Raw genomic sequence first — 26674 nt, 5'->3', positions numbered from 1 at the left:
GGAATCCCACGTGACGTACGTCATCGCGCAGCCCTGCGTCGACGTGAAGGACAAGGCTTGCATCGAGGAGTGCCCCGTCGACTGCATCTACGAGGGCCAGCGGGCCCTGTACATCCACCCTGACGAGTGCGTCGACTGCGGCGCCTGCGAGCCGGTCTGCCCCGTCGAGGCGATCTTCTACGAGGACGACGTCCCGAAGGAGTGGCAGGACTACTACAAGGCCAACGTCGAGTTCTTCGACGACCTGGGCTCGCCCGGCGGCGCCTCCAAGCTCGGCCTGATCGAGAAGGACCACGCCGTCATCGCCGCGCTGCCCCCGCAGGGCGAGGACGACTGAGCGTCGTGACCGCACCGCTCGACCGCACCGCGCCGCCCGCCCCTGCCCAGGGGTGGGCGGCGCGGCGCGTCTCCGGACGCCTGCCCGAGTTCCCCTGGGACCGGCTGGAGTCGTACAAGGCGACCGCCGCGGCACATGCCGGCGGGATCGTCGACCTTTCCGTCGGGACGCCTGTCGACCCGACCCCCGAGCTGGTCCGGGACGCGCTCGCCGCGGCCGCGGACTCGCCGGGCTATCCCCTCACTTACGGCACCGCCGCACTGCGCGAGTCGGTGGCCGGCTGGCTGCGCCGGCGGCTCGGCGTGACCGGCGCCGACCCGGCGGCGGTGCTGCCGGTGATCGGCACCAAGGAACTGGTCGCCGGCCTGCCCGCGCAACTGGGCCTGGGCCCGGGCGACAAGGTGCTGCACCCGGCACTGGCGTACCCGACGTACGACGTCGGGGCCCGCCTGGCCGGTGCCGAGCCGGTGCCGATGGCGGACGGCGAACGCCCCGCCGCGGACGGCGTGCGGATGGTCTGGATCAACTCGCCGGGCAATCCGCACGGTGCCGTGCAGGGCGCGGACGAGCTGCGCGAGCTGGTGGCCTGGGCGCGCTCGATCGGCGCGCTCCTGGTCTCCGACGAGTGCTACATCGAACTGGGCTGGGAGGCCGAGCCGGTCTCCGTGCTGCACCCGGACATCTGCGGCGGTTCGCACGAGGGCCTGCTGGCCGTGCACTCGCTCTCGAAGCGCTCGAACCTGGCCGGCTACCGGGCCGGTTTCGTGACCGGCGACCCGGACGTGGTGCGCGAACTCCTGGCGGTGCGCAAGCACGCGGGCATGATCGTGCCGGGTCCGGTGCAGGAGGCCATGCGGGTGGCGTTCGGCGACGACGCGCACGTGGCCGAGCAGAAGGCGCGCTATGCGGCCCGGCGGGCGCAGCTGCGCGACGCGTTCGAGTCGGCCGGGTTCCGCATCGAGCACTCCGAGGCGAGCCTCTACCTGTGGGCGACGCGGGACGAGCCCTGCTGGGAGACCGTGGGGTGGCTGGCCGAGCGCGGTGTGCTCGTGGCGCCCGGCGACTTCTACGGCACCGCGGGGGAGCGGCACGTCCGGGTGGCATTCACCGCGACGGACGAGCGCGTGGCGGCGGCGGTCGAGCGGCTCAAGGCGTCCTGATGTGCGGGGCGGTGCTCGGTACCGCCCCGCACACCCGGCGGATCCGCAGCCGGGGTCCGGAGGCCGGACCCCGTCGATCGGCTCGGTCGGTGCAGACCGGCTGTGATCAGAGGTGCTGCGGAACCTCGCGCAGCGGCGTGCTCACGCCGTCCAGCGTCGTCGCGGAGTTCGTCACGATGTGCTGCTGCGTGCCGTGCGCCAGGGCCGCGTCGGTGGCCGGCATGGCGGCGTTCACGGACTGGTCGGTGGCGTAGCCGGCGACCGGCAGCGACGGGCCGATGCCCATCATGGCCGGGGCCAGGATGGAATTCTCCAGGCGCTGGCCCATGGCGTCGGCGGCCTTGGCCGGGACGCGCTTGGCCGCGGCGGGGACCGCGACGTCCGGCTGGGCGGCACCGGTCAGGTCGGAGAAGTCCGGCTGGACGCTGCCGAGCGCGGCGAAGTCGGGGTTCGCGAGCTGCCCGAGCCCGGACACCTCCTCGGACGCCATCCCGGTCACGCCGCTCAGCTGCGGCTTGGGCACCCGGGCGGTGACCGCGGACAGGTCCGGCTGCGCCATCGAGCTCAGGCTCGCCAGGTCGGCCGGCTGCGCGAGGGCGCCCAGTTCGGCCACCTCCGGCTGCTGGGCCATGGACGTCAGGCCGGCCGCCTCGTCGAGGACACCCGCCCCGCCGAGAGTGTCGCCGCCGACCTGCGGGAGGCCCGCCAGGTCGGGCTGGGTGATGCCGCCGAGTCCGCCGAGGCCGGCCAGCGGCAGGTCGGCGTGGGCCGCGGGGGCGGCCAGGACGGGGGCGGCACCCGCGGCGGCGACCAGCAGCGCGGCCTGGGCCACGCGGCGCGGGAGAGTGCTCGACATCGCGCTCCTCAACTACTACACAGAATCGGCAGGCGTACCTTGCGGTGCCCGGGCCGGGAAGGCTCGGACGCCGGGTATATCTGCCGGAGTGCGCGATTGGTTCCGGGGACTGCTCCATCCGAGTGGCGGTTTTCCGAAAGTGCATCAAGAAGGGTGTCCGGTGGAAATGCCGGAGCGCGGACTATCCGCGCCCCGCCCGTTCCCGACCGTGCACCGACCGGCCGTGTCAGTCCGCGTAGCGGATTCGGACCACCGACGGATCGGCGGCCGGCGCCTTGGCCCCGCCCGCGCCCGCGGGCTGACCGGTCCGCCAGCCCTTGCCGCCGTCTTCGCGGGTCCACACCTTGCCGTCGAAGGCGACCTCGCGGACGCCCAGTTCCTCGGACTGCGCGACCGCCCAGGCGGCGACCGCCCAGCCGCGGCCGACCGGGCCGCCCGGGGCCACGGCCAGCGTGCCGGGGGCCGGTTCGGTGACGGACGCGGCGGGCACCGCGGGACCGAAGCCGCGGGTGAGCGCGGTGCGCAGCGGTGCGGCGGAGGCCGGCGCCGGGTCCGCCTTGATGCGGCAGCCCAGGCCCGCCGGGACGCGCCCGGTCAGCACGCCGGCCAGGGCGGCGGCGTTCGGCTCGTGCTTGGCGTACGCATCCGGGAAGCCGCTGCGCTGCACCTTCTGGGCGGCGACGGTCAGCGGGAGGGTCAGGTAGTCCGGCACCTTGACCAGGCCGTCGAAGAACTTGCCGGTCGCGTAGACCGGGTCGGTGACCTGCTCGGGGGTGCCCCAGCCCTGCGAGGGCCGCTGCTGGAACAGGCCCAGCGAATCGAGGTCCCCGTAGTCGATGTTGACGAGCTTGGACTCCTGCATCGCCGTGGCGAGGGCGATCGTCACGGCCCGCTCGGGCAGCCCGCGGGCCTGCGCGACCGCGGTGATGGTGGCCGCGTTGCCGGCCTGGTCCGGATCCAGCCGGTAGGCGGTACCGCCGTCCGCACCGGCGACCTTGCACTCGTCGCGGGTGATCCCCTCGGGCCACATCTTGACGACCACGACGCCGACCCCGGCGAACAGCCCCAGGACGACGAGCAGGGCGATCGCCCAGCCGACTATGCCCGACTGCTCCGTACTCTCCGAACTGCGTTTTCTCTGGCCCACAGGACGAAGACTATGGTGGCCGGTATGCCTGATGCTCTGGACTTGTCGCGCGATGCGGCCGACGTCACCGCCCAACTCGTCGACATCCCCTCGGTAAGCGGCGCGGAGAAGGTCCTGGCGGACGAGGTCGAGCGGGTCCTGCGCGAACTTCCGCACCTGACCGTGGCGCGGGACGGCGACTCGGTCGTCGCGCACACCAACTTCGGGCTGACCGAGCGCGTGGTGCTGGCCGGGCATCTGGACACCGTGCCGATCGCCGACAACGTGCCGTCCCGAGTGGACGGACCGCGCCTGTACGGCTGCGGCACTTCCGACATGAAGGCCGGCGTCGCGGTGCAGCTGCGGCTGGCCGCGCACCTGACCGCGCCGAACCGCGACATCACCTATGTCTTCTACGACAACGAGGAAGTCGAGGCGGTCAAGAACGGCCTGGGCCGCCTCGCCCGGAACCACCCGGAGTGGCTCGCGGGCGACTTCGCGGTGCTGCTGGAGCCGACCGGCGGCGTCGTCGAGGGCGGCTGCCAGGGCACCATGCGCGTGCGGATCACCACGGCCGGCGTCCGTGCGCACTCGGCGCGGTCGTGGCTGGGCGACAACGCGATCCACAAGGCCGCGCCGATCCTGGCCGCGCTGGAGGCGTACGAGCCGCGCATCGCGGTGATCGACGGGCTGGAGTACCGCGAGGGCCTGAACGCGGTGGGCATCGAGGGCGGCGTGGCCGGCAACGTCATCCCGGACGCCTGCTCGGTGCTGGTCAACTTCCGCTTCGCCCCGGACCGTTCGGAGGCCGACGCGGAGGCGCACCTGCGCGAGGTCTTCGCCCCGGCGGTGGCCCGCGGCGCGACCGTGGAGGTCACCGACTCGGCGCCCGGCGCGCTGCCCGGCCTGGACCGGCCCGCGGCGGCGGCGTTCGTGGCGGTGGTCGGCGGCGAGCCGCGCGCGAAGGTCGCCTGGACCGACGTGGCGCGCTTCTCGGCGCTCGGCGTCCCGGCGGTCAACTACGGGCCGGGCGACCCGGCCCTCGCGCACACCCGGGGCGAGTACGTCGAGATCGACGCGGTGCGCGTGGCCGAAGAGCGCCTGCTGGCCTGGTTGGCGGACTGAACCGCGGCCGGCGTATCGATCGGATGATCCGATCGCGCCGGTCGGGTAAATGCGTACATCTGATCGTCCCGCATGCCAGTGTGGACGGCATGGACACGCGCTTCACTCCCGCAGAGCCCCCCGAGTTCGCCACGCCGGCCGAGGTGGCCGCGTCGCATCCGGCCGCCGTCCGGCACCTCGGTGCCGAGGCCTGGCGGGTGCTGCGCATCCAGTCCGAGTTCGTCGAGGGCTTCGGTGCGCTGGCGCAACTGGGCAAGGCGGTCGCGGTGTTCGGCTCGGCCCGCACCCCGCCCGCGAGCCCGGAGTACGCGCTCGGCGAGCAGGTCGGCAAGGCGCTCGTCGAGGCCGGGTACGCGGTGGTGACCGGGGGCGGCCCCGGCGCGATGGAGGCCGCCAACAAGGGCGCGCAGGAGGCCGGCGGCGTGTCGGTGGGCCTGGGCATCGAGCTGCCCTTCGAGCAGGGCCTGAACCCGTACTGCGACATCGAGCTGAACTTCCGCTACTTCTTCGTCCGCAAGACGATGTTCGTGAAGTACGCGCAGGGGTTCGTGGTGCTGCCCGGCGGCATCGGCACGCTCGACGAGCTCTTCGAGGCGCTCACCCTCGTGCAGACCCGCAAGGTCACGCACTTCCCGGTGGTGCTCGTCGGCCGGGCCTACTGGAGCGGCATGCTGGACTGGCTGCGCGACCAGGTGGTGGCGACCGGCAAGGCCTCGCCCAAGGACCTCGACCTGATCCACCTGACCGACGACATCGACGAGGCGGTCCGGATCATCGCGAACGCCGACAAGCTCCTCGACGAGGCCGAGGCGGCCGCGCGGCGCGCCAAGGAAGAGGCGGAGAAGCGCGCGGGGCGCTGACCCCGCGCACCTGATCACAAGTACCTGATCACAAGTACCTGGTCACGCGTGCCTGAGCACGCGTCACAACCCCTGCCAGAGAGGGACGAACGGTCGTCTGACCGGCATCCGTCCGACCGGCCGCGTTCACCGTGCGGACACCGCCGCGCGGGAGCGTGTGTGCGCCCGGTGCCGCACGGCGGCGCCGATGCCGGAGTTGCCCATGGCACTCATGCGCAGCCGTCCCCTTTGAGCAGGAGAACCGATGTCGCTGTCCCGTAGAGGCTTCCTGGGCCGCTCCGCCGTGGCCGGAGCCGGTGTCGCATTCGTCGGCAGCACCGAGATGCTGCTCGCCCCGGGCGCGTCGGCGGCCCCGGCTCAGGACGGGGACCGGCACGGCCGCCCGGGCCGCCCGGAGTTCGGCTACGGCCCGCTGGTCGCGGACCCGGCCGGCAAGCTGGCGCTGCCCGCGGGCTTCGCGTACCAGATAGTCACGCAGACCGGCGTGACCAAGCTGGAGTCGGGCCAGTACACGCCGGGCAGCCACGACGGCACGGCGGCGTTCTACCGGCACGGCGGGGGCAGCGTGCTGGTCGTCAACCACGAGCAAGGCGCGCTCGCGGACACCGAGTTCCCGGTGCCGCCGCTGGAGGGCTACACCTACGACCCGGCGCTCGGTGGCGGCTGCACCGTCGTGGAGACCGACCGGCACGGCCGCCGCACCCGCGAGTACGTGGGCGTGGCCGGCACCGCGGTCAACTGCGCGGGCGGCAAGACCCCGTGGGACACCTGGCTGACCTGCGAGGAGACCGAGGTCCTCGCGGGCCAGGGCGGCGCCACCAAGGACCACGGCTACGTCTTCGAGGTCGACCCGTACGACCGCCGCGCGAACCGCGACCCCAAGCCCATCAAGGCGCTCGGCCGGTTCGCGCACGAGGCGGCGGTCGTCGACCCGTGGCGCGGCCACATCTATCTGACCGAGGACGCCAGCAAGCCGAACGGCCTGCTGTTCCGCTGGGAGCCGCCGCGCGGCTTCCGCGGCGGGCGCGGCAAGCTCCGCGGACTGGCCGACACGGCCGGCACGCTCGCCGCGATGAAGGCGTTCGACGCGTCCGGCGCGTTCGTCGACGACCTGTCGCGCGCGACCGAGATCGGCACCTCGTACGAGGTCAAGTGGATCCCGGTGCCGGACCGCGACGCCCGCACCACCTCGATCCGCAAGCAGTTCACGAACTCCGACGTCACCCGCGGCCGCAAGCTCGAAGGCGCGTGGTGGGCCGACGGCGGCGCGTACATCGTCACCAGCTTCGCGCGCACCGAGAGCCCGGGCACCGCGCACGACGGCCAGGTGTGGTTCTACGACCCGCGCCGCGCCCGCCTGACCCTCAAGCTGCGCTTCGGCGTGAACCCGGCGCCGGGCACCGACGGGCCGTTCGACGGCCCGGACAACATCACCGTCTCGCCGTACGGCGGCGTGATCCTGGCCGAGGACGGCAGCGGCGTGCAGCACCTGATCGGCGCCACGAGCGGCAACCGCTCGTACCCGATCGCCCGCAACGACCTGAACATCGGCAGCCCGGAGAGCCCGGAGTTCAGCGAGTTCACCGGCCCGACCTACTCGCTCGACGGCCGCATCCTGTTCGCGAACGTGCAGGACCCCGGGATCATGTACGCGATCACCGGTCCGTGGCGCGCGCACCGCGCCCTCTGACCGGACCGCGCGCCCGCGGCGGCGGGGCCGGGGGCGCGCGCTGCACGGGGACACCCTGCGACGGGGGCAGTACCGCGGGGAGCGGTGCGACGGGGTGACCGGGGGCGAGAAGAGGGGCTTCGCACGCACGCGAAGCCCCTTTTCGCCGTTGCCGCGCCGGGCCTCCGGTCAGGCGCCGCGCCGCCCGCTGCGCCTCAGGCGAGGGCGCGGCGTGCCACGGCCGGCTGCCGCTGGCCGCGGATCGTGGCGACCATGTCCAGCACCTGCCGGGTCTCGCGGACCTGGTGCACGCGGTACACGCGCGCGCCCAGCCAGGCCGAGACCGCCGTGGTCGCCAGCGTGCCGAGGAGGCGCTCGTTCACCGGCGCGTCGAGCGTCTCGCCCACGAAGTCCTTGTTGGACAGCGACACCAGCACCGGCCAGCCCGTCTCGGCCATCTCGCCGAGCCGCCGGGTGGCCTCCAGCGAGTGCCGGGTGTTCTTCCCGAAGTCGTGCCCCGGGTCGATGATGATCGCGTCGCGCCGCACGCCCAGTTCCAGCGCGCGCTCGGCCAGCCCGACCGTGACGTCCAGGATGTCGGCCATGACGTCGTCGTAGCCGATCCGGTGCGGGCGGGTGCGCGGCTGCGCGCGGCCCGCGTGCGTGCACACGATGCCGGCGCCGTACCGGGCGGCCACCTCGGCGAGCTTGGGGTCGACACCGCCCCACGCGTCGTTCAGCAGGTCCGCGCCGGCCTCGCACACCGCCTCGCCGACCTCGTGCCGCCAGGTGTCGACGCTGATCACCACGTCCGGGTGGCGCCGGCGCACCTCGGCCACGAACGAGACCGTGCGGCGCATCTCCTCGGCCGCGTCGACCTCGGCGCCCGGTCCGGCCTTGACGCCGCCGATGTCGACGATGCCGGCGCCCTCGGCGACCGCGCGGTCCACCGCCTCCAGCGCGGGCCGGTCGTCGAACGTCGCACCCTTGTCGAAGAACGAGTCGGGGGTGCGGTTCACGATCGCCATGATCACGTGCTCGTCGTCGCCGAACTCGCGTGTGCCCAGCCGCAGCGCCGCCACCGGTGCCTCCCGTTCGTGCTGTTCGTGCCCTCGGTCCGGCGCCGGTTCGGGCAAACGAGCCGGCGGACGGACACCGCCACCCCAGATCGTGGCACGATCGTCCCGTGCGCGGCCGACAGGGGGCCGCAGGCGCGGTGCCGACAAGGGGAGAGATTTTCCGTGTTCTGGATCCAGCTGGTCGTCGTGACCGCCGTGGTCTTCGTCGTCGCCGCCGTCGTGCTGGGCGCCGGAGGCTCGCTCGCGGACGCGCACCAGGACCGCCCCGACCTGTCGTGGACGCCCGACCGCCCGCTGACCGTCGAGGACATCGACCGGGTGCGGTTCCCCGTCGTCCTGCGCGGCTACCGGATGAGCGAGGTCGACTACACCCTCGACCGGCTCAGCGCCGAACTGTCCGCCCGGGACGCGCGCATCATGGACCTGGAGTACCGCCTGGCGGGCGTTCTGCCGCCCGGTGTGGCGGCGCCCATGGCTGCCGCCGCGCCGACCGCCGCGGCCCGTCCGGCAGGCCCCTCGGCGGCCGCGGGGAGCGCCCCGGCGTCCGGCCCGTCCGCACCCACGCTGACCAAGCCCGGCCGGGCCGCCGAGCCGACCGCCGACCGGGCGGACGAGGGCGAGGACCGGGCATGACCGCCGCGGACGGCACCGTGGTCGGCCCGGACGGCCTGGCCCGCTGCCCTTGGGGGATCAGCACCGACGACTACGTCGCGTACCACGACGGCGAGTGGGGCGTCCCGCTGCACGGTGACGACGCGCTGTTCGAGCGGCTGTGCCTGGAGGCGTTCCAGTCCGGCCTGTCATGGATCACGATCCTGCGCCGCCGGGAGGGCTTCCGGACCGCGTTCGCGGGCTTCGAGATCGCCAAGGTCGCGGAGTTCGACGCGGACGACGTGGCCCGGCTGCTGGCGGATCCGGGCATCATCCGCAACCGCGCCAAGATCGTGGCCTGCATCGCCAACGCCAAGACCGCGCGCGACCTGCCGGGCGGGCTCGACAAGCTGATCTGGTCGCACGCCCCGAACCCGAAGGGGCGCAAGGCGCCGCGCACGGTCGCCGACGTCCCGGCGATCACCCCGGAGTCCGAGGCGCTCGCGAAGGACCTGCGCAAGAAGGGCTTCAAGTTCGTGGGCCCGACCACCGCGTACGCGATGATGCAGGCCTGCGGCCTGGTCGACGACCACCTGGCCGCTTGCCACGCCCGCCGCCGCCCCGGGTGAACCCGGGGCGGCCGGCAGGCACTTCAGCGGGCACTCGGCGGCCGCCACGGCAGCCGCCGAGGCTCACTTGCCGGTGAACTCCGGCTTCGCCTTCGCCAGGAACGCGTCCACCGCGATCCGGTGGTCCGCCGACTGCCCGGCGCGCAGCTGCAGTTCGTCTTCCTTCGCGAGCGCCTCGACGATCGAGTGGTCCGCGGCGTACGCCAGCGACTCCTTGATCGCGCCGTACGCGACGGTCGGTCCCGCGGCCAGCCTGCGGGCCAGCTCGCCGGCCGCCGCGGCGACCTCCTCGGCGGGCACCACGCGCGTGGCCAGGCCGAGTTCGAGCGCCTTCGCGGCCGGGATGGTCTCCGGGAACATCAGCATCTCGGTGGCGCGCGCGTGCCCGACGAGGCGCGGCAGCGTCCACGACGCGCCCGAGTCCGCAGTGAGTGCGACACCGGCGAACGCCAGGTTGAAGCCGGCCTTCTCGGACACCACGCGGAAGTCGCACGCGAACGCGATCGCCGCACCGGCGCCCGCCGCCACGCCGTTGACCGCGGCGATCACCGGCTTGGGCATCGTGGCGAGCGCGGTCACCAGCGGGTTGTAGTGGTCCTTGACGGTCGAGAACGTGACCTCGGGGCTCACCTCGAGCAGTTCGATGTGCTGCTTGAGGTCCTGGCCGACGCAGAACGCCCGCCCGGTGCCGGTGAGCACCACGGCGCGCACCTCGGGGTCCTCGGCGGCGCGCAGGACGGCGTCCCGCAGGGCGACCTTGGTGTCCGTGTCGAGCGCGTTCATCGCGTCCGCCCGGTTCAGGGTGATGGTCGCGACGCCGTCGGCGAGGTCGTAGAGAACGTTGTCGGCCACGTGGGGTCTCCCGTCGAGTCGGGCGCACGCAGGTCAGCTGCGGGACGCCTCCGAACCCCCTCAGCATGCCGGACGGCCCTGCCGCACCTGCCGGTGGCCCCGCCGCGGCGCTCCCGGGGGCGGCTCCGGCGCAGGTCGCGGCGAACCGGCCGCCGGGCGGCTCGCCCGAGGCCGGGAAGAGCCCGCGAAACCGGCCCGCGGAAGGTCTCCGGGCGGTCGTCCGTGACCGATGTTGCTCACCCCGCCGTCGAATGCGGGATAATGGGGCCTGATCAATGCGCTCGAAGACCGGTGGCCGGGTGAGCACCGGTGTGTCGATATGCAGGAAGGGGAACGAGCATGGCGGCCATGAAGCCGCGGACGGGCGACGGCCCGCTCGAGGTGACCAAGGAAGGGCGGGGCATCGTCATGCGCGTTCCGCTCGAGGGCGGAGGTCGGCTCGTCGTCGAGCTGACCCCCGACGAGGCGGGCGCGCTCAGCGAAGCGCTGGCGAACGCCACGGGGGCCAAGGCCTGATCCGGGCCTGACCGGTGCCACCCTCGACCGAGTCGCGGTGAGCAGCGGCCCCGGCCGGTATGGATTCAGGGAATCCCGAACGCAAGATCGGGACAAATCCGTGAGAACGTACCGGCCGGGGCCGTCGCATGCCCGCGAAAAGGTCGAGGGCCCGGCATAACCGGCGAACCGGACGCCGCCGCTTCGGCGGGCCCGCGGTATGTCGTCGCAGGACGGCATCCGCGCAGGTCGGCAGCATCGACCGGGCCTGCCGGGCGGCGGTGTCGCGTCCGGGTCAGCCCCGGCGCACCGCGCACAGCAGCCCGTCGCCGACCGGCAGCAGGGTGGGCACCAGGGCGTCGTTCTCGCGCACCGCGCGCAGCAGCTCGCGGATCGCGGTGGTCTCGGGGTCCCGGTGCGCCGGGTCGGGGACCCGGTCGTGCCACAGCGCGTTGTCGAAGCACACCACGCCGCCCGGCCGCAGCAGGCGCAGGGCCTCCGCGAGGTATTCGCCGTACTCGGTCTTGTCGCCGTCGCAGAACACCAGGTCGTAGCCGCCGTCGGCGAGCCGCGGCAGCACCTCGAGCGCCCGTCCCGGGATGAACCGGGCGCGCCCGCCGGAGAACCCGGCCTGCGCGAAGGTCTCCTTGGCGATGCGCTGGTTGTCCGGCTCCGGATCGACGGTGGTCAATACGCCGTCCGGGCGCATTCCGCGCAGCAGGTAGACGCCGGACACGCCGGTGCCGGTGCCGATTTCCGCGACCGCGCGGGCGTCCGTCGCGGCGGCGAGGAAGCACAGTGCCGAACCGCCGCCGGGGGTGACCGGCGTGACGCCGACCTCCCGGGCACGGTGGCGGGCCGCCACGAGGACGGAGTCCTCGCCGGCGTACGCCTCCGCGAAATCCCAGCGGGCCTGGCGGTTGCTGGAGATGGCTTCCTCCTCGCGTCGGGTCGTCCGGGACCGGGGCGACCAATGCCGCAAGAGTAGTGGAGCCCGCCCGGCGCGAACGTGGGGTGCGCCCGCGTCGCGGCAGGTCGCAGCGGGTGGCGGCGGCGATACGGAGGGCAGTCGCGGGCCCCGGTTCCGGCCCGCGGAACGCGGCTCCGAGAGGTCCGGCACGCGCGCGCTATATAAGGACGCCGCCGGCCCGGTCCGCGGTTGCAGCTCCGCGCCCCGTGTGGCGAGGTCGGGACAAGACGTCGGGAACCTCGGGGGCGGGCGGCTCGTTGGCCTCTTTGGAACAGGCAAGCAGCAGGTTCGCTGGGCCGGAGCGGTGTCAGACGCACTTATCCGGGCTTAACAGGCAGGTTGTCTATGGTGGTTGCGCTACTCGAAAGAGGAGGTGTGGCAGTGGACGACCACCGCGGGGATCAGACCGCTCCTCGCGATGTCGCGCCGATGCCAAATCACGTGGCCGAAGCCGCAATCGCAACCACCGATCACGCCCCCGACCACGCCGACACAACGGCGGCCCCGGGGGAATCCGCGCAGCAGGCCGTATCCGCGGGCACGACCGCCCGTCCGGGTGCCGATGTGTGGACCCCGCCGTCGTGGGAGGACATCGTCCGCACCCACTCGGCGCGGGTGTACCGACTTGCCTACCGTCTGAGCGGCAACCCGCACGACGCGGACGACATCACGCAAGAGGTGTTCGTCCGGGTCTTCCGATCGCTGTCGAGCTACACGCCCGGCACGTTCGAAGGCTGGTTGCACCGGATCACCACGAACCTGTTCCTCGACATGGTGCGCCGCCGCCAGCGCATCCGGTTCGAGGGCCTCGCCGACGACGCGGCCGAACGGCTGCCCGGACGCGAGCTCTCCCCGGCGCAGGCATACGACGACGCCCACTTCGACGCGGACATCCAGCAGGCGCTCGACGCGCTCGCCCCGGAGTTCCGCGCCGCAGTCGTCTTGTGCGATATCGAGGGCCTGTCGTACGAGGAGATCGCCACCACGCTCGGTGTGAAACTGGGGACCGTTCGAAGCCGCATCCACCGCGGCAGGTCCCAGCTCCGGGCGGCGCTGCGGCACCGTGCCCCCCGGACCCCCGCTGACCGCGAGGAACTCCAGGGGTGTGCGTCGGTGCAGAGATGAGGGCACCGTGATCGTCGGTTCGACAGCCGGGGCGGCATGTCGTCAGCGGGCTGGGCAGGGCCGCACGGCCCGGGACCTGGTCCGGCGCGCGACCGTGGGAGCAGGCCGGTGAACCACCCCGAGGACAAGCTCGCGGCGTACGTCGACGGCGAGCTGGGGCACGAGGCCAGGGAGAAAGTCCTGGTCCACTTGGCGCAGTGCGCCGACTGCCGCGCCGAGGCCGAGGAGCAGCGGCGTGTCAAAGCGCTGCTCGTCAACAGCTCCCGCCCGGATCCGTCCGCGGATCTGATGGCCCGACTGCTCGCGATGGGTGCGGGCGGTATCGGCGGCCCGGGCGGCGAGAGCGAGGAGGCCGCCCCTCCTCGCCCCAGGGGGGCAGGCCAGCCGCTGACCCGCTCCCCCGGAAGCGCCCGGCCCCGCGGCACCAGCGGACCGCGTGCGGGACGGCCCGGCAATGCGCCGGCGCGCGTCCGGCCGCCGGTCAGCCGGCGCCGGCTCACCTTCGCGGCCGCCGGGGCCTTCTCGATGATGGCCATGGCGTTGAGCAGTGCGGTGATCGCAGGCGGTCCGGCGGGCGGCTCCTCCGGACGCCCGGCGGCGCCCGTGGTGGAGCGCAACCTGGTCGAGCAGGCCGGCACGGTCGGCGTCTCGCCGACCAGCGGTGCGGCCAATGCGACCACCGCGACACTGGCGTCCCCGGTGGTGCGGCCGCTGTCGGTCACCACTGCCAGGGACATGGAGAAGCGCGACTGACGCCGCGGCGCGCGCGGCGCGACGCCCGCATCGCAGACCAGGCCCCGGACTCCCGGGGCCTTCTGCTGTGCCGACACACCAGGAACTTGACGGCCCTCCCGAGCGCGACGGCGGTCCGCCGGGGACACTTGTGCGCACGGGCTGTTTCCGACGGCCCACGACGAACAGCGCGGCGGGGCCGCACGGAGGACTTTGCATGAGCGAGCGGAGCGAGCGAATCAACAGGGGGATGCGTTTCGCGAATGCGGCCGCCGAGCGCAGCGAGAAGGCAGCATGAGCGACGAGGCCGGCCAGGGCAGCGACGGAAGCACTCCGCCGGATGCGTCGGCCACCCCCGAGCCACCCCGCACCCGCGACGACGAACCGCCGGCTTTCCCGCCCCCGCCCGCCCACGGCCGCGATTCCGCCGGGCCGTGGTCGGCGCCCGGGCAGGGGTGGCCGGCCGGGGGCGGGCCTCAGCCGCAGTGGGGGTTTCCGCATCCTGCCGGGCAGCCGACGGTGCCGCCGTATGCGGGTACGCCTTATGCGTACCCGGGGGCGCAGGTGCCCGGGGCGTGGGGCTTTCCGCAGCGGCCCGGGGGCGGCGGCGGGGCGGCGATGCCGCCTTACGACGCGGATTCCGGTCCGGTGCCCGGCTTCGGGTACGGCGGTCCGCCGCCGCAGTATCCGCCGCTGCCCTACGCGTTCGCCGTCGAGGAGCCCCCGGAGCCGCGCGAGCCGATGCGCTGGACCTGGCGGGCCGCGGCCGGCCTCGCCCTCATCGCGCTGGCCGCGGGCGTGCTGGGCGGGGGCCTCGGCGCGATGGCGGCGAACCGCGGCGAGGAGCGCGTGACGCTGCGCCAGCCGGCCTCGTCCGGCCCGGAGCGGCCGCGCGACACGATCGCCGGGCTGGCCGCGAGCACGCTGCCCGGGGTGGTCTACATCCACGCCAGCAAGGGCGGCAAGCAGGCCACCGGCACCGGATTCGTGCTGGACGGCAACGGCTTCATCCTCACCAACAACCACGTCGTCGCGGACGCCGCGGACGGCGGGCAGATCCGCGTCGTGTTCAACGGCGGCGAGATGGTCGAGGGCCGCGTGGTCGGCCGCGACGCCGGCTACGACCTCGCCGTGGTGCGCGTCGAGAACGTGCGCGGCCTGGCCCCGCTCGCGCTCGGCGACTCGGACACCGTGCAGGTCGGCGACCCGGTGATCGCGATCGGCGCCCCGTACAACCTCGAAGGCACGGTGACCTCGGGCATCATCAGCGCCAAGGACCGCGCGGTGAGCGCCGGCGGTTCCGGTGCGGACGTCTCGTACATCAGCGCGCTGCAGACCGATGCGCCGATCAACCCGGGCAACTCCGGCGGCCCGCTGATCGACGCGTCCGGCCGGGTGATCGGGGTCAACTCGGCGATCCGGTCGGCCGGCGAGGGCGGCGACTCCGAGCCGTTCGGCAGCGAGCAGGGCGTGGGCAGCATCGGCCTCGGGTTCGCCATCCCGATCAACCAGGCGAAGCGCGTCGCGCAGCAGCTGATCGACCGCGGCAAGGCGGTGCACCCGGTCATGGGGGTCAGCCTGGACGTGAAGTACACCGGCCCCGGAGCCCGGGTCTCCGACAAGGACAACGAAGGGCAGCCGCCGGTGCGCCCCGGCGGTCCTGCGGACCGGGCGGGCCTCAAGCCGGGCGATGTGGTCACCGCGATCGACGGCAAGCGCGTCGACGACGCCGAGGAGCTGATCGTCGCGGTGCGCAGCAAGGCGCCCGGCGACCAGGTCGCGCTGACCGTGCAGCGGGACGGCAAGGACGTGGAGCTCAAGCTCACCCTGGAGGGCGAGGACAGCTGACCGGCAGCCCCGCAAGGGTGCCGCGGCCACGGCAGCCGATGCGTCCGCACGCATCCGCGGTCGTGGCCGCGGCATGTCGCGATGATGGCCGGGCGGTCACATCTTCCGGCAATACCGGCATATCGGGCGGTGCGGAAAAGACGACGGTGCCGGTCTGCGGGATCGGCCGTTACTGTGGACGGGGTCCGGTCGGCCGACCGGTTCTTGCCGCGCAGCTCGTGGAGTCCAGGTGTTCGACGTCGGTCCCTTGGAGATGGTCGCGCTCATCGTCCTCGCGATCGTCATCTTCGGGCCGGACAAGCTGCCCAAGATGGTCGGCGAGGCGGCCCGCACCATACGCAAGTTCCGCGAGTTCTCCACGAACGCGCGCACCGACCTCAAGAAGGAACTGGGCCCGGAGTTCGAGAACATCAAGTTCGAGGACCTCAACCCCAAGACCTTCGTGCGCAAGAACCTCATGGGCGACGACGACGATCTCGGCCTCAAGGAATTCGGCGACCTGCGCCAGGACCTGACCAAGCAGCTGCGCTTCGACGACGACGCGGCCGCCGGGACGCCGAGCCTCACCAAGGCGCCGCACCCCATGGAGGCGAACGGCAGCCGCGTGCAGCCGGGCGAGCGCCCGCCGTACGACGCCGACGCCACCTGAGGTTCCGCCGCCTCGCACCGCACTTCCTTCCCCGCCGGGCCCGTACCGTCCGCCCGGGGTCCGCTCGCCGGGACGGCGGGTCGTGCCCGATTGCCGCGCGCGCACCGGGGCAGAGGCCGTACCGTGCCGTGTCAGGGACGGTCCGCGACGCCGGGCCGCCGAAGCCCGGGCGGGATCCGGTGACGGCGCGCTCCGGGCGCCGCGCGAGCAGACAAGGCGAAGCATGGACACGATCAGCCACACGGGAGCTTCCGACCAGGTGGCCGCGGCCGCCGGCGGGGACGCGGAGCCCTCGCTGTTGGCCCAGTACCTCGCCGCGGACTTCCCGTGGTACGGGCTGGACGAAGGCTGGGACGGCCCGCGCTGGCTCGCCTCGGTCTGCCAGGGCCGCGAAGGCCTGGAGTACGGCACGCTCGGGCACGGCGACGCGCCCAGCCGCCGCCCCGGCGACCCGACGCCGCACCGCTTCGTCGCGGTGGTCACCGTGCCGCAGCGCGAGCGGCGCCCGAGCGGCGACGGCGCGGGGCTCCTGGAGGCCACCTCGATGGCCAGCGCGGCCTCGGTGGCGGGCGTCGCGCTGCTGGCCGGCAGCTGGCCCTGGGACCTGGACCGCGAGCTCCGCCAGGAGTGGATGGACCAGCAGACCCATCTGGCCTGGGAGTTGGCCGACAACCTGGACGGCGACGGCTGGACCGGGCTGGCGCTGCCGGTGAACGGCGTGCCGAACCGCTTCCGCTACCGCGAGTCGGAGTACGGCTGGGTGCTGGCCGGCCAGGCCGCGGGCGTCTACCTGGGCGTGTACGGCCGCGGCGTGAGCGCCTACGGCCTGGGCCTGGCCCTCATGCCCGCGCTCAAGGCCTACGAAGGCTGACCAGCGGGCTGACCGGACGGCTGATCGGAGGACCGGTCGAACGCCGAAGCCGCCCGGACCGCGGGGTCCGGGCGGCTTCGGCGGCGGTTCAGAACTTGCGCTTCGGGGTCAGACCCAGCTGCATGCCGGACAGGCCGCGCGAGCGGTTGCCGAGCTTGTCCGCGATGGCCCGCAGCGCGACCGCCGCGGCCGAGTCCGGCGCGTCCAGGACGACCGGGGAACCGGTGTCGCCGCCCTCGCGCAGCCGCGTGTCGATCGGGATCTGCCCCAGCAGCGGCACCTTGGTGCCGGTCGCCTGGGAGAGCCCGTCGGCGACCGACTGGCCGCCGCCGCTGCCGAACACGTCGAGGATGTGGTCGTCGCAGTGCGGGCACGGCAGCCCGGACATGTTCTCGATGACGCCGGCCACCGTCTGCCGGGTCTCCACCGCGATGGTGCCGGCCCGCTCGGCCACCTCGGCAGCGGCCTGCTGCGGCGTGGTGACCACCAGGATCTCGGCGTTGGGCACCAGCTGGGCCACCGAGATCGCGATGTCGCCGGTGCCCGGCGGCAGGTCCATGAGCAGCACGTCCAGGTCGCCCCAGTAGACGTCCGCGAGGAACTGCTGCAGCGCGCGGTGCAGCATCGGGCCGCGCCACACCACGGGCGCGTTGCCCGGCGTGAACATGCCGATCGAGATGACCTTCACGCCGCCCGCCTCGGGCGGCATGATCATGTTCTCGACCTGGGTGGGCTTGCCGTCCACGCCCAGCATGCGGGGCACCGAGTGGCCGTAGATGTCCGCGTCCACGACGCCGACCTTGAGGCCCTGCGCGGCCATCGCGGCGGCCAGGTTGACCGTCACCGACGACTTGCCGACGCCGCCCTTGCCGGACGCCACCGCGTACACGCGGGTCAGCGACCCGGGCTTGGCGAACGGCACTTCGCGCTCGGCCTGGCCGCCGCGCAGCGTGCTCGCCAGCTCCTTGCGCTGCGCGTCGCTCATGACGTCCAGCTCGACCTCGACCGCGGTCACGCCGGGCACCTTGGCCACGGCGCCCTCGACCGACGAGGTGATGGTGCCGCGCATCGGGCAGCCCGCCACGGTCAGGTAGACCCCGACCTTGACGCGCCCGTCGTCGGCGATGTCGACGGACTTGACCATGCCGAGCTCGGTGATCGGCTTGTGGATCTCGGGGTCGTCGACGGTCGCCAGGGCGTCCAGCACGGCGTCTTCCGAGACGCGGGTCTCCAGGGTTGCCATACGAGTGAGCTTACGTCCCCGAAGGGGGCCCTCCGCGCCGAGGTGGCCCACCTCTCCCGCCGTCCCGGCCCGATCGGCCCTCGCCGCCGTCCGCATCGTCGCCCAGCACCGCGTCCACCTGCGCGGACAGCCACTGCTCGGTCTCCCGGCGCTCGTCGAGCTCCTTGATGAGCGACTGGAGTTCGGAGCGCAGGAAGTCCCGGGTGGCCACCTCGCCCAGCGCGATGCGCAGCGCCGCGACCTCGCGCGTGAGGTACTCGGTGTCCGCGATGTTGCGCTCGTTGCGGGCCCGGTCCTGCTCCAGGTTCACCCGGTCGCGGTCGTCCTGCCGGTTCTGCGCGAGCAGGATCAGCGGGGCCGCGTACGAGGCCTGCAGGGACAGCGCCAGGGTCAGGAAGATGAACGGGTACTGGTCGAACTTCCACTCGGTGGGCGCCGCGATGTTCCACAGCACCCACAGGATGATCGTCGCGGTCATGTAGACCAGGAACCGGCCGGTGCCCAGGAAGCGCGCGATGCGCTCGGAGATCCGGCCGAACGACTCCGGGTCGTACTTGGGGAACGGGCTGAACCGCCGCTGCGGCAGCTTGGGCTGGTCGAGCCGCGGCCGCCGCCGCCGCTCGTCGGGCAGCGCGCCCTGCGGCTCACGTGCCATGGAGGCGGCTCCTCACCTGGGCCGGGTCGACGCCCCGCGGCTCGCCGTGCAGTGCGCCTTCACGCCAGTCCTGCGGCAGCAGGTGGTCCAGGACGTCGTCGACGGTGACCGCGCCGAGCAGGTGGTCGTCCTCGTCCACCACGGGCGCCGCGACCATGTTGTACGCGGCCAGGAAGCTGGTCACGTCGGCCAGTGCGGTGTCCGGCCGCAGCGGCCGCAGGTCGGTGTCGACGACCGCGCCGACCAGCGTGAACGGCGGATCGCGCAGCAGCCGCTGGAAGTGCACGGTGCCGAGGTACTTGCCGGTCGGCGTCTCGGTCGGCGGCCGGCACACGTACACCTGGCTGGCCAGCGCGGGGGACAGGTCGGGGTTGCGGACCAGCGCGAGGGCCTCGGCGATGGTCGCGTCCGGCTCCAGCACGATCGGCTCGGTGGTCATCATGCCGCCGGCCGTGTCGTCCGAATAGGTGAGCAGCCGGCGGACGTCCTCCGCCTCGTCCGGCTCCATCAGGTCCAGGAGGCGTTCGGCGGTCGCCTCGGGCAGCTCGGAGATGAGGTCGGCGGCGTCGTCCGGGTCCATCGCCTCCAGGACGTCGGCGGCGCGCTCCTCGCGCAGCTGGCCCAGGATCTCCACCTGGTCGTCCTCGGGGAGCTCCTCCAGGACGTCCGCCAGCCGGTCGTCGTCGAGGGCCGCGGCGACCTCGACGCGGCGCTTCGAGGACAGGTTGTGCAGCACGTTGGCGAGGTCCGCGGGGCGCAGCTGCTCGAACGTGGCGAGCAGGTTCGCGGCGCCCTGCTGGTCCTCGGGCCGCTCGAAGCCGGTGACCGCGTTCCAGTCCACGGTCAGCGTCTCGCCGCGGCGCCGGCGCAGCGCGGAACCGCTGCCGCCCTTCTGCACGAACAGCTTGCTGATGTACCAGTCGCGGCCGCGCCCGGCGCTCATCGCCACGTCGAGCACGGTCACCTGCTCGCCGGTCTCCACCAGCGTCACGCGCCGGTCCAGCATCTCGGCGAGCACCAGCGTCTCGGTCGGGCGCTGCTCGAAGCGCCGCATGTTGACCAGTCCGGTGGTGATGACCTCGCCGGTCTCCACGCTGGTCACCCGGGTCATCGGCACGAAGATGCGGCGCCGGGTGGCGACCTCGACGGCCAGGCCCAGCACGCGGGGCGGCTGGTTGCCGGTGCGCAGCGCGATCACCACGTCGCGCAGCCGGCCGACCTGGTCGCCGCCCGGGTCGAACACCGCGACCGCGGACAAGTGCGAGATGAACACGCGGCCCGGCGTGCCGTTCATGCCCGGCTCCTCTCGCTCCTCGTCAGGACTGCACAGTACCGGCCGACCGCATTTTGTGATCTTCGGGAGATCGTCCGGAACGGTCTTCACCCCTTGCCCGCACCGGCCCGGTGTGATGCCCGCCGCAGGCCTTTGTACGCTCGGGGGCACCCACCCGCTGCCCGCGCCCCGAGGGGATCCGTTGCGCCGACCGATGCGAGCGCCCTTCGTCCTGCTTCTCCTGGTGTCCCTGCTCGGCACCCTCGGTACGGCCTGCTCGTCGGGCGACGATCCGACCGGCCTGGCCGCGGAGCCCACCGAGACCATCATCGAGCAGGCCAAGCAGACCGCGAAGGCGGCCGTCGCGGTGCACGTCACCGGCACCTGGGTGACGCAGAAGACCGAGTACCAGATCGACATCCGCATCAAGACCGAAGGCGCGACCGGCGAGATCGTCACCGCGGGCAGCAAGATCGAGCTGCTCCGGGTCGGCCCGGACCTCTTCGTGCGCGGCGACGAGACGCTCTACCAGCCGCGCGACGGGCGGCAGGACCCCGACGCGGCGGACTCCGCGAAGGTGCTCCGCGACAAGTTCGTGAAGGTGCCGCCGGACGACCCGGCGTTCGCCCGGCTGTCCGGCTTCACCCAGCTGCACCCGCTGCTCGACGAGCTTTTCCGGCTGAACGGCAAGGTCAAGAAGGACGGCCGCAAGAACGTGCGCGGCATCGAGACGCTCGCGCTGGCCGCCAACAAGGGGCGCGGCGGCGAGCTCTACGTCTCCCTGGCCGGCAAGCCCTACCCCATGCGGTACAGCCCCGGTCCCAATGCCGGGCGGCTCGACCTGTACGAGTACGACCTGGACTTCCCCGTCGAACTCCCCAGCGGCGACAAGGTCGTCGACTACGGCTCGCTCAACCCCTCGGCCCCGCCGACCGCGCCGGGCACCGATGCCGGCCAGCCCTCGCCGTCCGGCGGCCCCTCGCCCACCGGCAAGGCGACCGCGAAGCCGACCGGCAAGGCGACCGCCAAACCCACCGGGACGCGTACACCCTGACCTGTGTGCCGGGCGCCGCGGGATACCGTTGCCTCCGGTCCTGCTCCACCGGCCTGCGCCCGGCTGCACCGGGCTTCACATTTAAGGAATCTGGCGGTGTCTCGAGGAAGCGCGCGGCGGCTGACGGCGACGGCGCTGGTGGCCGCGGTCCTGGCGGTCGGCTGCAGCGTGGGCAAGCCTGCGCACCGTTCGTTCACCGACCCGAGCGACGAGCCGTCGGTCGGCCTGCCGCTCGGCAACCAGGTCGGTTCGCTGGACCCGGCGGCCATCCTGCAGCGCGCCCAAGCCGCCACCGCGGCCGCGGCGTTCGTGCACATCAAGGGCGCCATCACGGCACCCGGGGCGACCGCGCCGTTCAGCGTCGACATGACGTTCACCAACGCGGGCAGCGAAGGCACCATCGTGGACGGCAAGGTCACCGCGCGCGTCACGCGCGTGCAGAACCAGGTGTGGCTGCAGGGCGATACGCGGTTCTGGTCCGAGGTCGGCAACGCGCAGGTCGAGACCGTCAACAACGGCAAGTACGTGCAGATCCCGGTCGGCGACAAGAAGTACGCCGGGCTGGTCGAGAACACCTACGTCGAGCGCCTGGTCGTGAAGCTGCTCGGCAAGCCGGGCGCGCTGGAGAAGGGCGACATCCGCGAGGTCAACGGGCGCCGCGCGATCGCGCTCGTGGACCGCGGCCCGGGCGGCGGCACCATCTGGGTGGCCACCGAGGGCGCGCCGTACCTGATGCGCTTCGAGGCGGACCAGGCCGCGCCGACCAAGGGCGCGGTGGACTTCCTCGGCTACAACGAGCGCACCGTCATCAGCGCGCCCGACCCGGACCAGGTCGTCGACAAGGACCTGTCCCCGGCGCCGACCGGTTCGTCGACGAAGTCGTCGACCAAGAAGCCGGCGACCCAGAACACGAAGCCGCCCGCCACGCGGACCCCGGGCACCGGCTCGTCCTCGGGCACGCCGAGCCGGACCGGCAGCAGCACCGGTACGGGCACCGCCTCCGGCATCGCGGCGCGTTAGGCAGCGGCCTACTCGGGGGCTGCCGAGGGGCTGCTCAGCGGCCGCGCAGGCGCTTGCCGAAGGACAGGTTGAGCGGTGTGCGGCCGCGCGTCCCGGCCGGGGTCGGCACCGGCGCTGCGGCATGCGATGCGGACGGCAGTGCCGCGCCGCGCGCGACCGTGCGGGCCGCACCCAGCCGGACCACCACGCACTCGCGGGCCCAGCGCAGCGGCTGCTCCTCGCCGTCCGGGGCGTTCAGGCGCTCGGCATGCAGCGCCGCCGCGGCGGCCGCCCAGTCGGCATGCCCGGCGTCCAGCACCGCCACGTCGGCGGACCACGTGATCAGCCGGCCGCCCTTGTCCTTGCTGCGCAGCGTCACCTCGGCGGCCGCGGCCTCGGCCAGGCCCGGGACGTACTGCTCGGCGGAGGCAGCGGCCGCGCCGGCCTCGCCGGTGCGGGCCAGCAGGATGTGCACCGCGCCTTCGTGCCACACGTGCCAGACCGGCCGCGCCGGACCGGCACCGGGCCCGTCGGCGGGGGCGATCCACAGCAGGCCGGACTTCTTCGCGGCCTCCTCCAGCAGGGCCGCGTCCAGCAGCGCGTCGGCCGGGGCCGGGGCGGCGGCCGCAGGCGTTCCAGGCTCGGTCATGGACGCCAGGGTCCCACATGCCGGACGCGATGCACCCCATATAGCCCCGTAGGTGACCTCCCAGTAACCTGACCGCACGATCAGCATGCACTGGGAGGACCTCTGATGGCCGCCACATCGCGTAGCCTGCGTTCCCGCCGTTCCTGTATGGCAGTTCCGGGCAGCAACCCCCGCTTCATCGAGAAGGCCCAAGGCCTGCCGGTGGACCAGGTGTTCCTCGACCTCGAGGACGCCTGCGCGCCGCTCGCCAAGGAAGGCGCCCGCCACACCATCGTCGACGCGCTCAACACGGGCGAGTGGGGCGACCGCATCCGCACCGTGCGGGTCAACGACTGGACCACGCACTGGACCTACCGCGACGTGGTGACCGTCGTGGAGGGCGCGGGCGCGAACCTGGACTGCATCATGCTGCCCAAGGTGCAGGACGCCGGGCAGATCAAGGCGCTGGACCTGCTGCTCACCCAGATCGAGAAGACCGTCGGCCTGGAGGTCGGGCGGATCGGCATCGAGGCGCAGATCGAGAACGCGCGCGGCCTGGTGAACGTCGACGAGATCGCGGCCGCGTCGCCGCGCATCGAGACGATCATCTTCGGCCCGGCCGACTTCATGGCGTCCATCAACATGAAGTCGCTGGTCGTCGGCGAGCAGCCGCCCGGCTACGACACGGGCGACGCCTACCACTACATCCTCATGCGGATCCTGATGGCCGCGCGCATGCACGACCTGCAGGCGATCGACGGCCCGTACCTGCAGATCAAGGACACCGACGGGTTCCGCCGCGTGGCGGGCCGCTCGGCCGCGCTGGGCTACGACGGCAAGTGGGTGCTGCACCCGGGCCAGATCGACGCCGCGAACGAGGTCTACGCGCCGTCCCAGGCGGACTACGACCACGCCGAGCTGATCCTGGACGCGTACGACTGGTGCACCTCGGCCGAGGGCGGCGCCAAGGGCGCCGCGATGCTCGGCGACGAGATGATCGACGAGGCGTCCCGCAAGATGGCGCTGGTCATCTCCGCCAAGGGCCGCGCCGCGGGCATGACCCGCACCAGCAAGTTCGAGCCGCCGCAGGGCTGACGCCCGCGGAATGCGCCGCTGCCGAGCCCCGTTCCCGCCTGCGCGGGGGCGGGGCTCAGCGCTTGTGGACCGGCAGGACCACCCAGGTCGTCTTGCCGCCGTCCGCGGTGGACTGCACGTCGGTGATGCCGTCCGCCTCGGTGATCACCTCGTGCACCACGTCGAGGCCGTCGCCGCCGGGCCGGCGCGGGTCGGCGTCGTGCACGCCGACGCCGATGTGCCCGTCGCCGAACACCATGGTGAGGGTGAAGCCGGGGGAGAGCCGGTCGGCGTTGCGCACCGAGTCCGCGGCCAGCTCGGACACGATCAGCCGCAGGTCGTACGCCAGGTCGGTGCCGGGCGGCACGCCCCAGTCCGCGAGTGCCTCGGTGAGCAGCCGGCGGGCCTGCGGAATGGCCGCGGGTGCGGTGCTCAGGCGGGCGGTCCGGTGCAGGTCCCGCTGGTCGGCAGTCATGAAGGTCCTCGCACGACGGGCGAACGGGCGGTCGGGGCGGGCCGGGCCCGCGGGCATGCGCATTTGCGTCCCGCACGGTGCGACAGCGCCCCGGCGGGAGCAGGGCCCACTAGCATGGCGCGCGCCGAGATCATGCCGCAATGCGTTCCGCCGACCAGAAGCGACACGCTGACCTGCGGCATCTGTTCTGCGCGAGTAGATGCGCGGTGCCGGATGGTGTCCGGCGCCGCGGAACGGGCACTATCCCCGAGCAGCAGCTCCGACGAAGTGGATCCCCCTTGATGAGCGCCATGCGGTCGCGTGCCTCCGGAGGCGGGGACGCGCGGGACCGCGGCCCCGGACCCCGGCAGGTGCGGCGGCTGCCGTTCACCACGGCGTCCGGCGCGGTGGCCAGGGCGCGGGTGTTCCTGCGCACCGCGATGCAGGCGTACGGCTGGCTGCCGCCCGGCGGCCGGGCCCCGGAGCCCGCCGCCGACGACATCCTGCTGGTCGCGGTCGAACTGGTCACCAACGCCTGCCTGCACGGCGGCGGCCCGGTCGAGCTGCGCCTGGTCTGCACGCCGGGCACGGTGCGCCTGGAGGTGGACGACCGCAGCACCCGGATGCCCGAGGCGCGCAGCCCCTTCGACGGCCTGCGGGCGGGCGGGCACGGGCTGCACATCGTGCGGCGGCTGGCGCGCGAGTGGGGTGTGGTGGTGCACGGCCGCCGCGGCAAGACCGTGTGGGCGGAGATGGCCGAGCCGGGCGCCGGGCCGGACCCGGCGGCCGATCCGCCGGCGCCCTAGCCGGTACGGCAGGTCGGCGGACCAGGTCGGACCTGCGCGGTCCCCAGGGCGGCACGCCAAAGGCCCTGGTACTCCTCGGGTGAGGAGTACCAGGGCCGTTCGCTTCGTTCAGGCGACCCGTTGCGGCCGGGTCAGGGGGCGATCCGGGTGGCAGCCCGCATCGTCACCGGTGTTGCCGGTCCTGCTGTACCGCTGCGGTCACCAGTGGACCGAGATGCCGGACAGCGCGACCTTGTCGAACTTGAACGACGTGTCGATCTCGGCGGCCGAGATCGAGTTGATCTTGGTGCTGGTGACCAGGATCCAGGTGCAGAACTTGCCGTCCGCACCCGCCCACGCGGCCGAGAAGTTCGCGACCGGCGTGGTGCCGTTCAGGCCGATGACCGCGATCAGGGTGTTCGGCGTGAAGTTCTCGCCGGTCACCTTCACGAACGTCCACGGGCGGACGTCGTTCTTGCTGAGCGTGATCTTGCGGACCGGGATCGGGACCTCGGCCTTCTTCACGTTCAGGCCGGCCGTGGCGGTCTTGGTGCCGTCCGTGACCTGGACGGTGTACGCGCCGTCCGCGGTGCCCGCCGCGACCGTGGCGGTGCCGGACAGCGTGCCGTCCGCGGCGATCGCCAGGGTGTGCGCCGAGATGGCCGCGGTGCTGCAGTTGGCGCCCGCACCGTCGCACAGCGACGGCGTGGCGGCCGCACCCGGCGTCCACTTGGTGCCCGCGAGCGAGGTCGCCTTGCCCGGCTCGACGGTGCCCGGGGTGGCGGTCAGCGTCGCGGTCTCGGGCGCCGGGACCTCGACCTTGAGGGTCGTGGAGGTCTGCGGCGTGGCGGTGGGCGTGCAGATCGCGTCGTACGACGGGGTGTCGTACGGGCGCGTGCGGTTGATGCCCGGGGCCAGGTCGACGGTGCCGGCCGCGGACAGGGTCAGCTCGCCGACCATGTCGGGCAGGATGATCGGCGAACCGATCTCGGCGGCCTGCGGGTTCTTGCCGCCGGTGACCTCGACGACGCCGGTCTGCGCACCCGCGACGTTCACCTGGCCGAACGGCTGGAGCATGCCGGCCGAGATGCGGATCGGGCCCGGGTTGTTCTGGTAGCTCTTCCAGGCCCAGGTGACGGTGACCTTCTCGCCGACCGCGTAGGTCGCCTTGCTCGGCGTCACCACGATGTCGACGTTCTGGGTGGTGTCGAACGCGTTGCCGCCACCGGGCGGCGGCACGCAGTTCACCGGCGTGGACACCGTGGCCGCGACGGCCCCGGGGGCCAGTGCGGTGAGGCCGGCGGTGCCGGCGATCGCCATGGCGAGGACCGCCGTGGCGATGCGCCTGCTGGGATTGACCATGGGGTGGTGCTCCCTTCTGGAGGAGGCCGCCGCGCGGGACGTGCGCGCGGTTGCCGCAGCGGCGCGGGCCGGCCGTTGCCGTACCCGGGACGCAGTACGCAGGACGGGGCAGCCGGGGCGCCGTTCGAGCCGATGAGCCGGGGGGTACGGCCGGGGCTCCCGACCCCTGTTCG

The 26674-nt window shown here is 73.2% G+C and carries 28 protein-coding genes; 17 read left to right on the top strand and 11 right to left on the bottom strand.

The annotated features are described in order from the left end of the window. Window positions 1-10 precede the first annotated feature (10 nt). Together fdxA and dapC are read left to right on the top strand one after the other, a co-directional pair. Window positions 11-337, top strand: coding sequence for a ferredoxin (fdxA, locus tag LZ495_RS37800; RefSeq protein WP_235057708.1), 327 nt, complete (start codon window positions 11-13; stop codon window positions 335-337). Window positions 338-417: 80 nt separating this feature from the next. Further along, window positions 418-1497, top strand: coding sequence for a succinyldiaminopimelate transaminase (gene dapC, locus LZ495_RS37795; protein WP_235057751.1), 1080 nt, complete (start codon window positions 418-420; stop codon window positions 1495-1497). A gap of 106 nt (window positions 1498-1603) precedes the next feature. Here the strand turns inward: dapC and LZ495_RS37790 are convergent, their stop codons facing one another. Further along, window positions 1604-2353: a hypothetical protein gene (locus LZ495_RS37790; RefSeq protein ID WP_235057707.1), complete on the bottom strand. Its 750-nt coding sequence runs from the start codon at window positions 2351-2353 to the stop codon at window positions 1604-1606. Between the two features lie 226 nt (window positions 2354-2579). Further along, on the bottom strand, window positions 2580-3500 hold the full coding sequence (locus LZ495_RS37785) for a VldE C-terminal domain-containing protein (protein ID WP_235057706.1): 921 nt from the start codon (window positions 3498-3500) through the stop codon (window positions 2580-2582). A 24-nt stretch (window positions 3501-3524) separates the two neighbouring features. Here LZ495_RS37785 and dapE point away from each other — a divergent pair, with 24 nt between their 5' ends. The 3 genes from dapE to LZ495_RS37770 all read left to right on the top strand — a co-directional run bounded on the left by dapE (window position 3525) and on the right by LZ495_RS37770 (window position 7154). After that, a complete protein-coding gene (gene dapE, locus LZ495_RS37780; protein WP_235057705.1) occupies window positions 3525-4604 on the top strand; it encodes a succinyl-diaminopimelate desuccinylase in 1080 nt (359 codons plus the stop codon). 89 nt (window positions 4605-4693) lie between these two features. After that, window positions 4694-5464: an LOG family protein gene (locus tag LZ495_RS37775; protein ID WP_235057704.1), complete on the top strand. Its 771-nt coding sequence runs from the start codon at window positions 4694-4696 to the stop codon at window positions 5462-5464. A 244-nt stretch (window positions 5465-5708) separates the two neighbouring features. Beyond that, a complete protein-coding gene (locus tag LZ495_RS37770; RefSeq protein WP_235057703.1) occupies window positions 5709-7154 on the top strand; it encodes an alkaline phosphatase PhoX in 1446 nt (481 codons plus the stop codon). Between the two features lie 194 nt (window positions 7155-7348). On the opposite strand, the gene folP is transcribed toward LZ495_RS37770, so the two are convergent. Beyond that, window positions 7349-8161 (bottom strand): dihydropteroate synthase, encoded by an 813-nt coding sequence (gene folP / locus LZ495_RS37765; RefSeq protein ID WP_235057750.1) that lies wholly within the window; start codon window positions 8159-8161, stop codon window positions 7349-7351. Between the two features lie 213 nt (window positions 8162-8374). Here folP and LZ495_RS37760 point away from each other — a divergent pair, with 213 nt between their 5' ends. Beyond that, window positions 8375-8845 carry a DivIVA domain-containing protein gene (locus tag LZ495_RS37760; RefSeq protein ID WP_235057702.1) on the top strand — a complete coding sequence of 157 codons (471 nt, stop codon included), beginning with the start codon at window positions 8375-8377 and terminating at the stop codon, window positions 8843-8845. Beyond that, window positions 8842-9432, top strand: coding sequence for a DNA-3-methyladenine glycosylase I (locus tag LZ495_RS37755; RefSeq protein ID WP_235057701.1), 591 nt, complete (start codon window positions 8842-8844; stop codon window positions 9430-9432). Before LZ495_RS37760 ends, LZ495_RS37755 begins: the two co-directional genes overlap by 4 nt. Before the next feature lie 63 nt (window positions 9433-9495). Here LZ495_RS37755 and LZ495_RS37750 read toward each other — a convergent pair whose 3' ends face one another. Beyond that, window positions 9496-10284 (bottom strand): enoyl-CoA hydratase-related protein, encoded by a 789-nt coding sequence (locus LZ495_RS37750; protein WP_235057700.1) that lies wholly within the window; start codon window positions 10282-10284, stop codon window positions 9496-9498. A gap of 339 nt (window positions 10285-10623) precedes the next feature. Here LZ495_RS37750 and LZ495_RS37745 point away from each other — a divergent pair, with 339 nt between their 5' ends. Further along, window positions 10624-10800 (top strand): DUF3117 domain-containing protein, encoded by a 177-nt coding sequence (locus tag LZ495_RS37745; protein WP_235057699.1) that lies wholly within the window; start codon window positions 10624-10626, stop codon window positions 10798-10800. A 274-nt stretch (window positions 10801-11074) separates the two neighbouring features. On the opposite strand, the gene LZ495_RS37740 is transcribed toward LZ495_RS37745, so the two are convergent. Next, on the bottom strand, window positions 11075-11761 hold the full coding sequence (locus tag LZ495_RS37740; protein ID WP_268823884.1) for an O-methyltransferase: 687 nt from the start codon (window positions 11759-11761) through the stop codon (window positions 11075-11077). Window positions 11762-12190: 429 nt separating this feature from the next. Between LZ495_RS37740 and sigE the strand changes: the two genes are divergently transcribed. The 5 genes from sigE (at window position 12191) to LZ495_RS37715 (ending at window position 16974) form a co-directional block, all read left to right on the top strand. Then, window positions 12191-12874: an RNA polymerase sigma factor SigE gene (gene sigE, locus LZ495_RS37735; RefSeq protein ID WP_372498703.1), complete on the top strand. Its 684-nt coding sequence runs from the start codon at window positions 12191-12193 to the stop codon at window positions 12872-12874. Between the two features lie 108 nt (window positions 12875-12982). Continuing rightward, the gene (locus LZ495_RS37730; protein ID WP_235057697.1) at window positions 12983-13627 is read left to right on the top strand and encodes an anti-sigma factor family protein; all 645 of its coding nucleotides are present in this window, start codon (window positions 12983-12985) and stop codon (window positions 13625-13627) included. Between the two features lie 273 nt (window positions 13628-13900). Next, window positions 13901-15454 (top strand): S1C family serine protease, encoded by a 1554-nt coding sequence (locus LZ495_RS37725; protein ID WP_235057696.1) that lies wholly within the window; start codon window positions 13901-13903, stop codon window positions 15452-15454. Between the two features lie 253 nt (window positions 15455-15707). Further along, on the top strand, window positions 15708-16103 hold the full coding sequence (locus LZ495_RS37720) for a sec-independent translocase (RefSeq protein ID WP_235057748.1): 396 nt from the start codon (window positions 15708-15710) through the stop codon (window positions 16101-16103). 223 nt (window positions 16104-16326) lie between these two features. Beyond that, window positions 16327-16974 (top strand): hypothetical protein, encoded by a 648-nt coding sequence (locus tag LZ495_RS37715; RefSeq protein ID WP_235057695.1) that lies wholly within the window; start codon window positions 16327-16329, stop codon window positions 16972-16974. An 88-nt stretch (window positions 16975-17062) separates the two neighbouring features. Here the strand turns inward: LZ495_RS37715 and LZ495_RS37710 are convergent, their stop codons facing one another. The 3 genes from LZ495_RS37710 to LZ495_RS37700 are packed head-to-tail and all read right to left on the bottom strand — an operon-like array spanning window position 17063 to window position 20166. Beyond that, window positions 17063-18217, bottom strand: a complete 1155-nt coding sequence (locus LZ495_RS37710; protein ID WP_235057694.1) for an Mrp/NBP35 family ATP-binding protein — start codon at window positions 18215-18217, stop codon at window positions 17063-17065. A gap of 10 nt (window positions 18218-18227) precedes the next feature. Continuing rightward, window positions 18228-18872: a DUF1003 domain-containing protein gene (locus LZ495_RS37705; RefSeq protein WP_235057693.1), complete on the bottom strand. Its 645-nt coding sequence runs from the start codon at window positions 18870-18872 to the stop codon at window positions 18228-18230. Then, window positions 18862-20166 carry a magnesium transporter MgtE N-terminal domain-containing protein gene (locus LZ495_RS37700; protein WP_235057692.1) on the bottom strand — a complete coding sequence of 435 codons (1305 nt, stop codon included), beginning with the start codon at window positions 20164-20166 and terminating at the stop codon, window positions 18862-18864. The genes LZ495_RS37705 and LZ495_RS37700 overlap by 11 nt, the downstream gene beginning before the upstream one ends. A 193-nt stretch (window positions 20167-20359) precedes the next feature. Here LZ495_RS37700 and LZ495_RS37695 point away from each other — a divergent pair, with 193 nt between their 5' ends. Both LZ495_RS37695 and LZ495_RS37690 read left to right on the top strand, forming a co-directional pair. Then, entirely contained in the window at window positions 20360-21199 is an 840-nt protein-coding gene (locus LZ495_RS37695) for a hypothetical protein (RefSeq protein WP_235057691.1), read from the top strand. Window positions 21200-21295: 96 nt separating this feature from the next. Next, complete coding sequence (locus LZ495_RS37690) at window positions 21296-22219, top strand: hypothetical protein (protein ID WP_235057690.1); 924 nt, start codon at window positions 21296-21298, stop codon at window positions 22217-22219. 34 nt (window positions 22220-22253) lie between these two features. Here LZ495_RS37690 and LZ495_RS37685 read toward each other — a convergent pair whose 3' ends face one another. After that, a complete protein-coding gene (locus LZ495_RS37685) occupies window positions 22254-22847 on the bottom strand; it encodes a hypothetical protein (RefSeq protein ID WP_235057689.1) in 594 nt (197 codons plus the stop codon). 105 nt (window positions 22848-22952) lie between these two features. On the opposite strand from LZ495_RS37685, the gene LZ495_RS37680 reads away from it, so the two are divergent. Next, window positions 22953-23921: an HpcH/HpaI aldolase/citrate lyase family protein gene (locus LZ495_RS37680; protein WP_235057688.1), complete on the top strand. Its 969-nt coding sequence runs from the start codon at window positions 22953-22955 to the stop codon at window positions 23919-23921. A gap of 55 nt (window positions 23922-23976) precedes the next feature. On the opposite strand, the gene LZ495_RS37675 is transcribed toward LZ495_RS37680, so the two are convergent. Continuing rightward, a complete protein-coding gene (locus LZ495_RS37675) occupies window positions 23977-24375 on the bottom strand; it encodes an ATP-binding protein (protein ID WP_235057687.1) in 399 nt (132 codons plus the stop codon). Window positions 24376-24656: 281 nt separating this feature from the next. Between LZ495_RS37675 and LZ495_RS37670 the strand changes: the two genes are divergently transcribed. Then, window positions 24657-25160 carry an ATP-binding protein gene (locus LZ495_RS37670; RefSeq protein WP_235057686.1) on the top strand — a complete coding sequence of 168 codons (504 nt, stop codon included), beginning with the start codon at window positions 24657-24659 and terminating at the stop codon, window positions 25158-25160. Window positions 25161-25358: 198 nt separating this feature from the next. Here the strand turns inward: LZ495_RS37670 and LZ495_RS37665 are convergent, their stop codons facing one another. Continuing rightward, window positions 25359-26501 carry a hypothetical protein gene (locus LZ495_RS37665; RefSeq protein ID WP_235057685.1) on the bottom strand — a complete coding sequence of 381 codons (1143 nt, stop codon included), beginning with the start codon at window positions 26499-26501 and terminating at the stop codon, window positions 25359-25361. Window positions 26502-26674 lie beyond the last annotated feature (173 nt).

This window comes from Yinghuangia soli (assembly GCF_021502675.1).
GTDB lineage: Bacteria > Actinomycetota > Actinomycetes > Streptomycetales > Streptomycetaceae > Yinghuangia > Yinghuangia soli.
Note: the sequence above shows the minus strand (reverse complement) of the source record. Positions and strands in the feature narration are given on the sequence as shown.

Coding starts and splice junctions, on each gene's coding strand:
- LZ495_RS37790 (WP_235057707.1), bottom strand. CDS start 2,353: ATGTCGAGCACTCTCCCGCGCCGCGTGGCCCAGGCCGCGCTGCTGGTC.
- dapE (WP_235057705.1), top strand. CDS start 3,525: ATGCCTGATGCTCTGGACTTGTCGCGCGATGCGGCCGACGTCACCGCC.
- LZ495_RS37775 (WP_235057704.1), top strand. CDS start 4,694: ATGGACACGCGCTTCACTCCCGCAGAGCCCCCCGAGTTCGCCACGCCG.
- LZ495_RS37770 (WP_235057703.1), top strand. CDS start 5,709: ATGTCGCTGTCCCGTAGAGGCTTCCTGGGCCGCTCCGCCGTGGCCGGA.
- folP (WP_235057750.1), bottom strand. CDS start 8,161: ATGGCGATCGTGAACCGCACCCCCGACTCGTTCTTCGACAAGGGTGCG.
- LZ495_RS37755 (WP_235057701.1), top strand. CDS start 8,842: ATGACCGCCGCGGACGGCACCGTGGTCGGCCCGGACGGCCTGGCCCGC.
- LZ495_RS37745 (WP_235057699.1), top strand. CDS start 10,624: ATGGCGGCCATGAAGCCGCGGACGGGCGACGGCCCGCTCGAGGTGACC.
- LZ495_RS37725 (WP_235057696.1), top strand. CDS start 13,901: ATGAGCGACGAGGCCGGCCAGGGCAGCGACGGAAGCACTCCGCCGGAT.
- LZ495_RS37720 (WP_235057748.1), top strand. CDS start 15,708: ATGGTCGCGCTCATCGTCCTCGCGATCGTCATCTTCGGGCCGGACAAG.
- LZ495_RS37715 (WP_235057695.1), top strand. CDS start 16,327: ATGGACACGATCAGCCACACGGGAGCTTCCGACCAGGTGGCCGCGGCC.
- LZ495_RS37710 (WP_235057694.1), bottom strand. CDS start 18,217: ATGGCAACCCTGGAGACCCGCGTCTCGGAAGACGCCGTGCTGGACGCC.
- LZ495_RS37705 (WP_235057693.1), bottom strand. CDS start 18,872: ATGGCACGTGAGCCGCAGGGCGCGCTGCCCGACGAGCGGCGGCGGCGG.
- LZ495_RS37700 (WP_235057692.1), bottom strand. CDS start 20,166: ATGAACGGCACGCCGGGCCGCGTGTTCATCTCGCACTTGTCCGCGGTC.
- LZ495_RS37695 (WP_235057691.1), top strand. CDS start 20,360: ATGCGAGCGCCCTTCGTCCTGCTTCTCCTGGTGTCCCTGCTCGGCACC.
- LZ495_RS37685 (WP_235057689.1), bottom strand. CDS start 22,847: ATGACCGAGCCTGGAACGCCTGCGGCCGCCGCCCCGGCCCCGGCCGAC.
- LZ495_RS37680 (WP_235057688.1), top strand. CDS start 22,953: ATGGCCGCCACATCGCGTAGCCTGCGTTCCCGCCGTTCCTGTATGGCA.
- LZ495_RS37675 (WP_235057687.1), bottom strand. CDS start 24,375: ATGACTGCCGACCAGCGGGACCTGCACCGGACCGCCCGCCTGAGCACC.
- LZ495_RS37670 (WP_235057686.1), top strand. CDS start 24,657: ATGAGCGCCATGCGGTCGCGTGCCTCCGGAGGCGGGGACGCGCGGGAC.
- LZ495_RS37665 (WP_235057685.1), bottom strand. CDS start 26,501: ATGGTCAATCCCAGCAGGCGCATCGCCACGGCGGTCCTCGCCATGGCG.